The organism is Hafnia sp. CBA7124 (assembly GCF_002355555.1).
GTDB classification, from domain to species: Bacteria; Pseudomonadota; Gammaproteobacteria; order Enterobacterales; family Enterobacteriaceae; genus Hafnia; species Hafnia alvei.
Map to the genome: position 1 here is coordinate 3,480,247 of NZ_AP017469.1, position 13,935 is coordinate 3,494,181.

Consider the following 13,935-nt stretch of genomic DNA (forward strand, 5'->3'; position numbering starts at 1 on the left):
CGTAATTGGAACCGTATCAAGGCAGCAAGCGAGCGCATCCCGATGAGCTTACATAAGTAAGTGATTCGGGTAAGCAAGCGCAGCTAACGCCGAGACGGTTTCAAGTACGAAGAGGATTTACATCCAGTCTTTGGTCCAGTGTATATTCCACACCGGCCGATCCGCCATCCCCTGCCCTTCTTGGGTAATGAAAACGCCGAGTGCGGCGATTAGCGTTTCACCATAGTAGAGCATAGGCGTTCGTTCACGCTCCCATGGCGGAATGTTATGTTCCTGCCAGATTTTTTTTATTGGGCGTGAATGACGGCGTCCGACGATGCGTAGTGTGCCATGAGCGACAAAACGAATCGAGACGGCTTCATCCGATCTTGGGGCGCGCACGCATATTCCACGCTCACCGAGCTGTAATTCACCGAGACCATCTGGCAGCGGCAAGGATTCACGCGGATCCCAGACGATGACTTCTGTCTTGAGCGAACGCAGCGGAGGTAACAGGTATAGATGCTGACGATAACGACGAACCTGATTTTTACCGAGCTGGAGCTGCGGCTCTGCGTCTTCGCGTGCGGTTGCCACTTCGTGCCAGAGGCGTTGCAGTTGTTCGCGAGTTGGCATCATGACGCCAAAGCAGGCGATCCAGCGGCGCAATAGCGCATAGCGCTTGGCCTCAGACATCGGCAACAGGCCTTCGATATTTAGCGAGTCATCCTCGCTCATCAGAGACTGTAGCGAGTCTAACAAGAGCTCATCGAGCAACTGCTCCTGCTCGGCGCACAGGCTGGCGCTGCGAGCGACGGCTTCAGGGAAGTGTGGCCAGCGGTCGCGTAGATTTGGGATCACGCGCAGGCGAAGAAAATTGCGATCGAAGCGATCGTCTTGATTGCTGTCGTCTTCAACCCACTTGAGATCGTAGCTGGCGGCATATTCTTCTAGCTGGGCACGGCTAATGTCGAGCAACGGACGTATCTGTTCGGTGCTGAAAAACGGCATATGGCTGGCCATGGCAGAAAGTCCGGTCGGGCCACTGCCGCGTTTAAGCGCCAACAAAAAGGTTTCACACTGATCGTCGAGATGCTGCGCGGTCAGCAGGGTTTCGTGATTACCGATAAGTCCGGCTATCGCATGGTAGCGGGCATCACGCGCGGCGGCTTCAACCCCGCTGCGCTGGGCATCCACTTTAACCCGTAGAACATGCAGCGGCACCTGCCATTGCTGGCACACTGACTTGCAGTGGTCGACCCATAAATCAGCATAGCGGCTGAGCCCATGGTGCACATGCGCAGCCCGTAGCTGGAGATGAGGGAAATTCTGCATACGCAGCTGAACGAGCGCATGCAGTAAAACGGTGGAATCAAGCCCACCGCTGAAAGCAACCATCAGATGCGAACGCCCCTGAAGTTTGCTGGCAATTCGCATCTGGATTTCTGAGCTATTCATGACACTTTACGGCGCGGTCACCGCCCTGAACGATTGAATATCAGAACGTTAACCATCCGCTCTGTTGGAAGCAAGTCCTTATTCGCACGACTCGGCGGCAACTGCGTTGCGGCGCACCATAAACATATGACACAGCCAGATCACCGCAACCAGTCCAACGCAGCCAAGCGCACCCCATGCGATATCACTAAACACGCTGACATACGCCATAACGGAGTGTGCCGTCGCTTCACCACCTTGTTCAAATGACACTTCGGCGGTTTGATTAGCGATAATACCCGCAAGATAGTTGGCTATCGATCCAGTCGCCAACATGTAGATCCCGGTAAGGACGCCCGTCACTCCCGGAATTTTCAGCCGAGTAATCTGTGCCATCGCCACTGGATCGATAAAGAGTTCTGCGCATCCCATCACCGCTAGACCTAAAACGGTTAATGCCATGGAGCCTTGGCCATGAACCGCCGCCCAGCGAGCGTTAAAGGTGAGAATGCCGAAGCCTGCGCTGATTAGCGCCAGCCCAAGAGCAAACTTACCCCAAATACGCAATATCCGGTTGCCGTTGCTGTTTTCGCGAACCAGCCAAGCCAGAACCACGCCGCTTAGCATAACGGCAAAACCGTTAACCGATTGGAACACCGCCGTAGGAATGGTGAAAGAGAACCATTGGCGATTCACAAAGCGGTCGATGAACAAGCTGATTGAGCTACCGCCCTGTTGGGCAAACGCCCAGAACAGCGTGCCGAGCAGCATCAAAATCACAATTTGCAGCAGGCCTTTACGCTGATCCGGTTCTGCTCGACGATAAATGCTCACCATAATAATAATGGCCGCAGCGCACACCAGCGCCAGCGCGTAGCTTGACCAGTCGCGCCAGAAAAGAACGGCGACAAAGAGCGGAGAAAGAACCACCGCCGCCAACAGCCATCCCCAGTTAGGAATACGCAGCGTTTTATTTTTCATACCCTGATGGTTCACACCAACGGTATGGCGGAAATGTTTGTGCCCGCACAAGAAGATAATCAAACCGGCAAACATGCCGATCCCGGCTAATGCAAAGCCGACGTGCCAGCCATACTGCTCGGCCGCAAGGCCGCAGGCAATGGGGGCAACGATTGAACCAATGTTACCAGCGGCATACAGCAAGGAGAAACCGCCGTCACGGCGTGGATCTTCAGGGGCATAAAGCTCGCCCAGCAGGCAGCTGATATTGGATTTGAACAGCCCGTAACCACACACGATGATGGCTAAGGCTAAATAGAGAGATGAAGGCGAAACCGCACTGACGCCGAGAACCACATGGCCTAACGTCATCAGGATAGCCCCGGCTATCACCGCCATTCGGTTGCCCAACAGTTTATCTGCAAGGATCCCACCGATAATTGGGGTGACGTAAACCAGTGAAGCGTAAGCACTATAGAGACTGAAAGCGTGGGTGTCGTTATACCCAAGCTGATGGGTGAGATAAAGGATCAGTAACGCACGCATGCCGTAAAAGCTGAAATATTCCCAGATTTGCAATGCTACGACATAGTAGATAGCGCGCGGTTGTGAGGGTGTTTTCATGTCATCTCCCATTTAAGGGGGTTGCATAATAAAAGGGGGCGTCCTTTAGCAGGACGCCCCCTCAGTCAGTCAATTACTTCTGGTCTTTGATAACTTTAACAGTGTAGCGACCGTCAGCCTGACGATATGCACCGTGGATATCAGTTTCAAAGCCTGGGTAATGTGCACCGATTTCGCACAGCATCTGCAAGAACTCCAGAACTGGGCGGCTTTCTTCGGTCAGCATTTCACCTGGCATTACCAAAGGAACTCCTGGAGGATATGGCAGGATCATGTTGGCATTCACTTTGCCGATCATCTCTTCCAGATAGACTTCTTCAGTCTGGCCACGCAGTTCTTTTTGGAACGCTGCATGTGGGTTCATTACCATGGTTGGCAACACTTCAAATGCACGGTACATCAGGTCCGGCAGGTTGTGGTGTTGGATCAGCGCATGGATGCCCTGTGCCAAGTCCTGAATACGCATGTTTTCATAGAACTCTGGATCTTCACGATACAGTGAAGGCAGCATGTTCTTAACGCGCAGGTTCAAGTCGTATGAACGTTTGAACTCGGTCAGCGCACGCAGCAGGCTCAGTGCTTTAGTTTTGTCGATACCGATGCTGAACAGGAACAGCAAGTTGTATGGACCTGTTTTCTCAACGATGATGCCGTGTTCGTCTAAGTATTTAGAAACGATAGACGCTGGGATACCGGTATCAGCCATTGAGCCATCTTTCTGCATCCCTGGAGTCAACAGAGTGACTTTGATTGGGTCCAGATACATGTGGTCGTTATCGATATCTTTAAAGCCATGCCAGCTGTCTTTGGAATCCAAAGGCCAGCATTTCGCTTCGTCGATACCTTCTGGCTGCCATACGTCGAAGAACCAGCCTTCAGATTCGGAGTTCAGACGTTTGATTTCTTTACGGAAACGAATCGCACGTTCGATAGAACCGTTGATCAGACGTTTACCGGCATTACCTTTCATCATTGCAGCAGCGGTTTCGGTAGAAGCCACGATGCCGTAGTGAGGAGAAGTAGAGGTGTGCATCATATAGGCTTCGTTGAAGGTTTCTTCGTTGATGTCACCTTTAACGTGAATCATTGAAGCCTGAGAGAATGCTGCCAGCAGTTTGTGAGTAGACTGAGTTTCATAAATAACTTTGCCTTCTACACGGCCACCGCTCATACCACACAGACCTTTGTAGATAGGGCTGAAGTTGGTGTAAGGAACCCATGCAGAGTCAAAGTGGATGGATTTAACGTCCAGCGCTTCTTTGATGTAATCAGTGTTGTACAGCAGACCGTCGTAGGTAGAGTTGGTCACTACGGCGTGAACTGGCCAGGTTGCATTTGGAGTCTGTGCAACGCGTTCAGCGATGGTGTCGTGCTGGAATTCACTCTTAGGAATACCACCCAAGATACCGTAAGCGTTACGGGTTGGACGGAAGTAAATAGGAGTGATGTCGCTCATCATCATCAGGTGAGTCAGAGACTTATGGCAGTTACGGTCAATCAGAACGGTGCTGCCAGCGGGTGCTGAGTACATACCAACGATTTTGTTCGCGGTAGAAGTACCGTTAGTCACCATGTAGCTGCGTTCTGCGTTGAAAGTACGCGCAATGTATTCTTCAGCTTCTTTGTGTGGACCTGAGTGGTCAAGCAGAGAACCCAGTTCACCCACAGAGATGGAGATATCAGATTTCATCGCGTTAGCGCCGAAGAAATCATAGAAGATGCTGCCCACTGGGGATTTCTGGAACGCAGTACCGCCCATGTGACCCGGAGTACAGAAGGTGTATTTACCTTCTTTAACGTAGTTGAACAGTGCTTTGGTCAACGGAGGCAGAATTTCGTCGATGTATGCGTCGGTGCTCTGACGGATTTTCTGTGCGATATCCTGAGCTGCGCCCAGTGCGTATTCGAAGAACTCAACGTTCAAACGCAGATCGTTCAGGCTAACATCCAGAGTAGAGTGGGTGTTGGCGAACGCATAGACAGGCAGATGTTCGTTCATCGCGCTGATTTCTTCGCACAGGTCGAGATTGTAAGTATCCCAGTCGAAGATAACGCCGCACAGACGTGCGTTGTTGTCGATGAGTTTCAGCAGGTCTTCACGGTCGTTTGGATAAACAATCTGAAAATCGAGTGCTTCCAGTGCCTTGTGCAGTTCACGGATAGGCTCTTCTTTGAAGTAGACGCCCATGTGATTCAAGATGGCAATAATATTCATACTCTAATTCTCCAGGCAAAAAGCTGGCCCCTCTCTACTTTTCAGTAGAAGTACTTCAAACAGAGAGAGGCTGGATAAATTAATTGTCTTGCTGTGTGTAATCGCGAGGATTACTCAATTCGTTGTGTACGTGGCGTTTTAGCCAAGTCACTTATGCGTTGCTGTCTGCGCTAGCTTGTGGTTTGCGAGAGTTCATTTTACGTGCATAGAACATCAGGATAACCAGGCTCACGATGAAGGTACCGGACAGTTCGAATGAACCCGCACCCATCAGAGCGATAAAGCAGAAGCAACAACCCAGAACCGATGCAACCAGGCTCAGCAGGTTTTTCACGTTGGCGCCTTCGAAACGAATCAGGTCAACGCAAGAGTAGAAGTAAGGCAGCATAGTCAGCAGAACCGCGATACCAGTCAGTTCACCGAACAGGTCAGACGCTTTACCGCCGCTAGCGCTCATTACAGTAATCAGAACCATCAGTACGGTCATTTTCACTGCGGCTAACAACAGGCCTTTCTTAGGAATGCCGTTTTTGTCCAGCTCGCCGTACACTTTAGGGAAGTTACCGTCTTTAGCAGCACGCACACCGGCTTGACCCACCAGCATCATCCAAGAACCTAAAGAGGTTAAACATGCGAATGCGGTGAAAGCAGACACTACAGGAGCAGCCCAGCCGCCAACCATAGTTGAAGCACTCATTGCGAACGGTGCACCAGAAGCCGCCATTTGGCTTGCTGGGTAAATACCTGCGATAACCTGAGTTGCTGCGATATAAACGATACCTGCCAGAGCAGTACCCAACATGGTAGCCAGTGGAACGGTACGAGATGGGTTTTTCACCATACCAGTACTTACCGCTGCGGATTCAACACCTACGAACGCCCACAGGCACAGCAGGATACTTTTGATAACCGCGTGGCTATCGGTACCGCCAGAAGTGTTCCAGTTAGCGTGATAAGTAGCAGGGTCAAACCAAGCCCAACCTGCGATAGCAGTACCGATAACTGGGATTAACACCAGCACCAGACCGATAGTGGTTAAGCGGCTTACCCAAGTTCCACCCAGCATATTCACGAAAGTGAAGATCCATACAATGGCGATACATGCTGCGCCAGCTGCAATTGGGCTATTCAATACTGGGAAGAAAGTAGATAGATAAGAAACTGCGGTAATACCGATTGCTAAATTACCAATCCAGTTTGCATGGTAATAAAGAACACCGGTTTGGAAACCGAATGCCGGACCAATTTCACCAGCATAAGCAATAGGGCCACCTTCCTGAGGGTTCTTAGTAGCCAAACGTGCATATACATACGCTAGAGACATTGCACCGATTAATGAAATGATCCAACCAAATATTGCGATGGAACCGAGACTCGCCAGGTTCGCAGGTAATAGTGCAATACCGCTCCCCATCATATTACCAGCTACTACGCCGGTGCAGGCAATTAGCCCGATTTTCTTGCTTGATGACATGGTCAGTTGCTCCTGATTAATTTTCAGAAAAGTCGTATTCACTCATTACCGCAGTTAGGTGTTCGACTTGATGGGATGCATGTTACTGACCAGCAAAATAAAAGTCCTAAAGGTAAAGTTAAATTATCAGCGTGTCCCAAGAAATGACATCTTGACCTTTTTTCCTAGATAATAAAAAAACATCAAGAAACGTAAAATTAAATCAATAAAAACAGCATGTTGACATAAAAATTACCGATGATTTTTCAAGATGAAAAAACGTTTAATGAAACAAAATTAACACATACGAAGACACAAAAAAACAACACACTTAATGCATATATTTTTCATTGTCAGTGAAGAATCCGAGGGAAGTTTATAATTCTTTGGGGGTAAAAAAAGCCTGCTCCTTTATAAGGGAACAGGCCGGATTAAATATCATACAAATTAATTGTTATCGGAGAAGTCGTAATTCGCTAAGTAAGGGGCAACGCGGATAACATTGGTTTGGAAGACGCCATTTTTTATCCAATCCAAGGTATTATTTCCTGGGCGTAAATTGAAAGCGGTAATATAAGCATCCGCAGCAAGGTTATTTTGCCCTTTCAGTTCATAAACTTTGCCAAGTAAGACATAGTTTAGCCAAGACATCTCTAAATCGATGCCTTTATTAATCATCTGAAAGGCTTCGTCAACTTTGCCCTGACTTAAATAATCAACAGCATATATCTGCTGAATAATTGCGCTATTTTGCAATAAAGGAATCGCCTCAACGTCAGTAATCTCTTTACGGAGGTTAGCAAGATCTGACGCATTAAACGGCTGATATGAATTCAGCAATATATCTACCAACGCTTTTTCTGCACGCGCATAGATAAAGTCCGGCGACTGTTTTGTAATCTGGGCAAGTAAAGTACTGGCCTGATTCAATGAATCGCTGTCCCCCTGAATCAAAAGCTGGTGTGCCTGATAATAGAGCTGCAATATCTGACTATGCTGTGGCACCAGTGTTTCAATTCGCTGAACCATGCTTGCAGGTTGAACCACTTTTAACGTTTGGAACATGCTATCGATGAAGTCTTTCTGCACCGTCAGCAAATTATCCGTCGTAATAAAGTAGCGTTTCTCCAACATCACTGAGCTATCAGCATTATCGATCAGGCGCACGGACAAGAAACACTGCTGTGCGCGATAGTGCCTCTGATTCACAAACTCAATGAACATCGACTTGCCAGAACTGCTCGGCCCGCCGTAGTTGTAGTTAGTTTGATCGTGCACTAAAAACGTTGAGTGGGTATTCAGGCCCTGCGCTAGCATTTCGCTTAGGCCAACGACGTACGAAAGCTGATTAGTCCAGTTGGTGCAACTATTCCCGCCCTGAATACGGATATCAATATCACGCGGATTCAGCAACATGGGCGCAGGTGCAACAGGCACTCGCTGATTAAAAACGGCCAAGCCAATCAACGAGATACACAACACCAGAGAGGATAGAAATGCTACCCACACCCAAAAGCGTGAACGCCCAAGCTTAGACGCACGCTTTTTATCACTCGTATCCTTCGGTGCGACGTCAGGGCTGGCCGTTTGGCCATGGCTAAGCGATGATTGCTCAGGATGAACATCAGATGCAGTGACAGTATTCGAGATCGCGCTGCCATCTTCCGGCTCGTGCTCAATCACCACTTTGACCGGTGTTTGAGTCGGCAGAGTAAAATCAGCCCCGCCCTCTTCGCACCAGATAACCGGTTCCACCAGCTTGTAGCCGCGTTTAGGCACCGTCACGATGTACTCGGGCGCGTCAGGTCGCCCGTCTTTTAAATATTTCCTCAGCTCAGAGATACACTGAGTCACCACATGATTGGTGACAATATTACGTTTCCATACGTTATCAATTAGTTCATCCCTGCTTAGTACCGTATCGGGATGATGAGCAAAGTAGCTCAACATATCGATGAGGCGAGGCTCTAACACTAATAAACGACCATCACGGGTGATCTTATTATCAGCGGCTAAAACCAACCATTCGCCAACGCGGAAAGTTTGCTCTTGCATGGTGTGCTAAGGCTCAGAGGGAAATGGAAAGAAGCGCGCAATAGTAGCACAGCGGGACTTGTTACACAGTAAACCGCAGCACCCTATGCACTTTTGGTATTATATTTTCAGCAATTGGTACTATTTTTCAAGTCATCACCCACTTGATAGAGCTCAAGCGGCAGCCCATCAGGATCCGAGAAAAATGTAAATCGACGTTCAGTATAGGGGTCAATGCGTACCTCTTCACAACGCACTGCATGATTTTCCAAATGTTTTACCGCACTATCAATATCATCAACGCTGAATGCCAAATGACGCAAACCGCAGGCTTCAGGCCGAGACACTCGGGCAGGAGGCTTTGGAAATGAAAACAGCTCAATCGTATAGTCACCGTTCAGTGCTAAATCCCCTTTCCAAGAATCACGCTCTGCGCGATACACTTCGCTCAGTAACGTAAAACCTAAAACATCACAGTAGAAAGACTTACTGCGCTGATAATCTGACGCAATAATTGCGATGTGGTGGATTTTATTGAGTTTCACACAGCCTCCAAATGCAAACGATTCTCGGGGAAATTACCCCTTAACAATGCAGAAAGCAATTTTACGCTGACAAAAAGCGCTTCATAAAGTGTAAGCCAAACAAAAGAAACTGAACGAACGATAAAAACAACAAAGCCCGGCATAACCGGGCTTTAGAATGAACATTACTCGTGATGGTAATCAGCAGTAACCGTAGTTCATCAGGCGCTGGTAGCGACGATTCAACAGTTCTTCTGTTTCTAACACATCAAGATCGCCTAAATCTGCTAACAGCTGCGCTTTCAGAGATGCCGCAATCGCAGGAACATCGCGATGTGCACCGCCCAAAGGTTCAGGGATAACAGAGTCAATCAGCTTCAGTTCTTTCAGACGCGGAGCCGTAATACCCATCGCATCGGCGGCTAATGGCGCTTTATCGGCGCTCTTCCACAGAATTGAGGCGCAACCTTCCGGAGAAATAACGGAGTAGGTGCTGTACTGCAGCATGTTAACTTTATCGCCAACGCCGATAGCCAACGCACCACCAGAACCACCTTCACCAATCACGGTGCAGATAACTGGCACGGTCAAACCTGACATTTCACGCAGGTTACGAGCGATAGCTTCGGACTGACCACGCTCTTCAGCGCCAACGCCAGGATAGGCTCCAGGGGTGTCGATAAAGGTAATGATTGGCAGTTTAAAGCGCTCGGCCATTTCCATCAGGCGCAGAGCCTTACGGTATCCTTCCGGCGCTGGCATACCAAAGTTGCGACGGATTTTCTCTTTGGTTTCGCGTCCTTTCTGATGACCAATAATCATCACCGCGCGACCATTCAAACGAGCCATACCACCAACAATCGCCTTGTCATCAGCATAGGCGCGATCGCCTGCCAACTCATCGAAGTCAGTAAAGATATGCTCGATATAATCCAGCGTATAAGGACGACGCGGATGGCGCGCTAATTGCGCAACCTGCCATGCACCCAGATCAGAAAATATCTTACGCGTCAGTTCAACGCTCTTATCACGCAGGCGCTGTACTTCTTCGTCGATATTAATATCTAATTTTTCGTCTTGACGGCTGACTGAAGTTAGCGAGTCAATTTTCGCTTCAAGTTCTGCAATCGGCTGTTCAAAATCCAGAAAATTCAGACTCATAGTATTCCTATATTAGTCAAATTCCAGTTCAACCTGTTCATTACCCACCAGAGTACGAAGGTCAACTAGCAGGCGATCTGTCGGCGTTACCCGCCAGGCCGCGCCAAATCTTAACTTAGCGCGTGCATTATCACGTTGATAGTATAAATGCACTGGAATCGTCCCCGACCGATGTGGTTCCAACGAGTCACGGAGACGGTTTAAAAGCTGGTCATCAATTTGCCTGTCAGTCAGCGAGATAGCAAGCCCACGCGCATATTTTTCGCGTGCTTCACTGATGTCCATTAGCTCGCGGGCGATCATTTTAAGCCCACCGCTAAAGTCATCAAAGCTGACCTGTCCGCTGGCTATCAGGATACGGTCTTTTTCCAGCAAATGTTGATATTTATCGAGCGCATCGGTAAATAGCATCACTTCGAGACGGCCGGAACGGTCATCCAGTGTACAAACCCCGATGCGGTTACCCCGCTTGGTGGTCATGACTCGCGCTGCTACTACGAGTCCAACCGCAGTGGTCATTTTGCCCCGATCCGTCGGATGCATATCTTTTAGGCGCATGCCACCGGCGTAGCGCTCTATTTCCTTCAGGTATTGGGTGATGGGGTGTCCAGTCAGGTATAAACCTAACGTTTCACGCTCGCCATCCAATACCACCTGAGCAGGCCACGGAGCAACGCTGCTATAGGATTTCTCAACTTGTTCAGGTGCTTCGGCCAGCACGCCAAACATATCCACCTGACCAATCGCCTCTGCTTTGGCATGTTGATCTGCGGCTTTCAATGCGTCATTCAGCGAGTTCATCAGTGCAGCACGGTGTGGACCTAAACGGTCAAACGCACCAGACATAATGAGCTTCTCCAGCATACGCCGGTTAAGCTTTTTAGTGTCTGTTCTAGCACACAGATCAAATAACTCTTTGAAATGACCGCCTTCGTTACGCGCGTCGATGATAGCCTCAATCGGCCCCTCACCCACGCCTTTAATCGCACCGATACCGTAAACAATTTCGCCATCGTCATTCACATGGAAATGATACTGCCCGCTGTTAATATCCGGCGGCAGAACTTTTAGCCCCATGCGCCAGCATTCATCCACCAAGCCAACGACTTTTTCGGTGTTATCCATATCGGCTGTCATTACCGCAGCCATAAACTCAGCGGGATAGTGCGCCTTTAGCCACAGCGTTTGATAGGAAACCAGCGCATAGGCAGCGGAGTGAGATTTGTTAAACCCGTAACCAGCAAATTTCTCTACCAAGTCGAAGATTTTAACCGCCAGCTCACCGTCAACGCCGCGCGCTTTGGCCCCGTCTTCAAACCCACCGCGTTGCTTAGCCATTTCAACGGGATTCTTTTTACCCATTGCACGACGAAGCATATCTGCGCCGCCTAGCGTATAACCGGCGAGCACCTGAGCAATCTGCATAACCTGTTCTTGATACAGGATAATGCCGTAGGTCGGCTCCAGCACCGGTTTCAGTGACTCGTGCTGCCACTGAACGTCAGGGTAAGACACCTCTTCACGCCCGTGCTTACGGTCGATAAAGTTATCAACCATCCCTGACTGCAAAGGACCGGGGCGGAAAAGCGCCACCAATGCGATCATATCTTCGAAGCAGTCAGGCTTCAGGCGTTTGATCAAATCTTTCATGCCGCGCGATTCAAGCTGGAATACCGCCGTGGTTTCCGAGCGTTGCAGCATATCGAAGCTTTTTTTATCGTCGAGCGGAATGGCCGCAATGTCGATTGGCTCTTCGCCCGCTTTAGCACGGCGGGCGTTAATCATCTCAAGCGCCCAGTCGATGATCGTCAGCGTTCGCAGGCCCAAGAAGTCAAACTTAACTAGGCCTGCATACTCTACGTCGCTTTTATCAAACTGTGTGACGGGGTGATTACCTTCAGAGTCACAGTAAAGCGGCGCAAAGTCAGTAATTTTGGTCGGTGAGATTACCACCCCACCGGCGTGCTTACCGGCGTTACGCGTGACGCCTTCAAGCTTACGCGCCATGTCGATCAGCGCACGAACCTCTTCATCCGCCTCATAAATTTCTGGCAACTGTGGTTCGGCTTCAAAGGCTTTCGCCAGCGTCATGCCCGGCTCTGGCGGCACTAGTTTTGATATACGATCGACAAAACCATACGGATGCCCTAACACGCGGCCAACGTCGCGGATAACCGCTTTCGCCGCCATGGTACCGAAGGTAATAATCTGCGATACCGCATCACGGCCGTACATTTCAGCCACGTGATCGATAACCCGATCGCGTTTCTCCATGCAAAAGTCGACGTCAAAGTCAGGCATGGAAACACGTTCTGGGTTCAGGAATCGTTCAAACAGCAGATCGAACTCCAGCGGATCCAGATCGGTGATTTTCAGCGCATAGGCCACTAACGACCCCGCACCTGAACCACGCCCCGGCCCTACCGGTACGCCGTTATCTTTCGACCATTGGATAAACTCCATCACGATCAGGAAGTAGCCCGGGAATCCCATCTGGTTGATAACTTTAAGTTCAACCTCTAAACGCTCGTCATACTCAGGACGGCGTTTGGCGCGCTCTTCAGGATCGGGGAATAAAAACTCGAGACGTTCTTCCAAACCCTGCTTGGATTTTGCCACCAAGAAGTCTTCTGTCGACATCTCGCCGGTCGGAAACTGTGGCAGGAAATACTCACCCAACCGGATCGTCACGTTACAACGCTTAGCAATCTCTACGCTGTTTTCAAGCGCTTCAGGGATGTCAGCAAATAGCTCACACATCTCTTCTTCGCTGCGCATGTACTGCTGAGCGCTGTAGTTTTTAGGTCGTTTTGGATCGTCTAAGGTGAAACCATCATGGATCGCAACGCGAATTTCATGCGCATCGAAATCACCGGTTTCTAAAAAACGCACATCGTTGGTAGCCACGACCGGAAGATCGCGCTCTTCAGCCAAGGCCACGGCAAAATGCAGATAGCTTTCTTCATCAGGGCGACCCGTGCGAATAAGTTCCAGATAGTAGCTATCAGGGAAATATTGCTGATAAAAATCAACGCACTCATGTGCTAGCTGCTGGTTGCCGCGCAGGAGCATTTTGCCTACGTCACCTTGGCGTGCGCCAGACAGCAGTATCAGCCCTTCACGGTATTCAATCAGCCAATCACGGTCGATGACCGGGCCATCGGCACCATAACCACGTTGATACGCGTGAGAAATAAGCAGAGTTAGGTTTTGATAGCCGGTGTTATTTGCCGCCAGTATGGTCAAATGCGAAAGCTCATCGCCCAACATTTCGCTTTTAACCAATACATCAGCGCCGATAATCGGCTTAATTCCGGCCCCATGTGCCGCGCCATAAAACTTCACCAGCCCACACATATTAGTATGGTCAGTAATCGCAAAAGCAGGCATACCTAGCGCAGCCACTTTCTTGACCAATGGGCCGACTTTCGCCAGCCCATCGATCATGGAATAGTCACTGTGAACGCGCAAATGTATGAAACGTGGTTCTGCCATATATCAATTACTCGCCTAAAAACCGGTTACTAAAGTAGTACATAGATGGGGAT

8 protein-coding genes are annotated in these 13,935 nt (G+C 49.5%); all 8 read right to left on the reverse strand.

The window, feature by feature from the left end; all coding sequences use genetic code 11:
- Window positions 1-117 precede the first annotated feature (117 nt).
- The gene (tilS, locus tag CPY98_RS16005; protein WP_096388430.1) at window positions 118-1,437 is read right to left on the reverse strand and encodes a tRNA lysidine(34) synthetase TilS; all 1,320 of its coding nucleotides are present in this window, start codon (window positions 1,435-1,437) and stop codon (window positions 118-120) included.
- Between the two features lie 78 nt (window positions 1,438-1,515).
- Window positions 1,516-3,000: a dipeptide permease DtpD gene (gene dtpD / locus CPY98_RS16010; RefSeq protein ID WP_025800206.1), complete on the reverse strand. Its 1,485-nt coding sequence runs from the start codon at window positions 2,998-3,000 to the stop codon at window positions 1,516-1,518.
- 73 nt (window positions 3,001-3,073) lie between these two features.
- Window positions 3,074-5,215 carry a lysine decarboxylase CadA gene (locus CPY98_RS16015; protein ID WP_025800207.1) on the reverse strand — a complete coding sequence of 714 codons (2,142 nt, stop codon included), beginning with the start codon at window positions 5,213-5,215 and terminating at the stop codon, window positions 3,074-3,076.
- A 151-nt stretch (window positions 5,216-5,366) separates the two neighbouring features.
- Window positions 5,367-6,689, reverse strand: coding sequence for a cadaverine/lysine antiporter (gene cadB / locus CPY98_RS16020; RefSeq protein ID WP_025800208.1), 1,323 nt, complete (start codon window positions 6,687-6,689; stop codon window positions 5,367-5,369).
- 426 nt (window positions 6,690-7,115) lie between these two features.
- Window positions 7,116-8,723 carry a lysine decarboxylation/transport transcriptional activator CadC gene (gene cadC, locus CPY98_RS16025; protein ID WP_096388431.1) on the reverse strand — a complete coding sequence of 536 codons (1,608 nt, stop codon included), beginning with the start codon at window positions 8,721-8,723 and terminating at the stop codon, window positions 7,116-7,118.
- Between the two features lie 107 nt (window positions 8,724-8,830).
- Window positions 8,831-9,247: a VOC family protein gene (locus tag CPY98_RS16030; protein ID WP_025800210.1), complete on the reverse strand. Its 417-nt coding sequence runs from the start codon at window positions 9,245-9,247 to the stop codon at window positions 8,831-8,833.
- Window positions 9,248-9,427: 180 nt separating this feature from the next.
- Window positions 9,428-10,387, reverse strand: a complete 960-nt coding sequence (gene accA / locus CPY98_RS16035; RefSeq protein WP_025800211.1) for an acetyl-CoA carboxylase carboxyl transferase subunit alpha — start codon at window positions 10,385-10,387, stop codon at window positions 9,428-9,430.
- 12 nt (window positions 10,388-10,399) lie between these two features.
- Window positions 10,400-13,882: a DNA polymerase III subunit alpha gene (dnaE, locus tag CPY98_RS16040; RefSeq protein WP_046359631.1), complete on the reverse strand. Its 3,483-nt coding sequence runs from the start codon at window positions 13,880-13,882 to the stop codon at window positions 10,400-10,402.
- Window positions 13,883-13,935 lie beyond the last annotated feature (53 nt).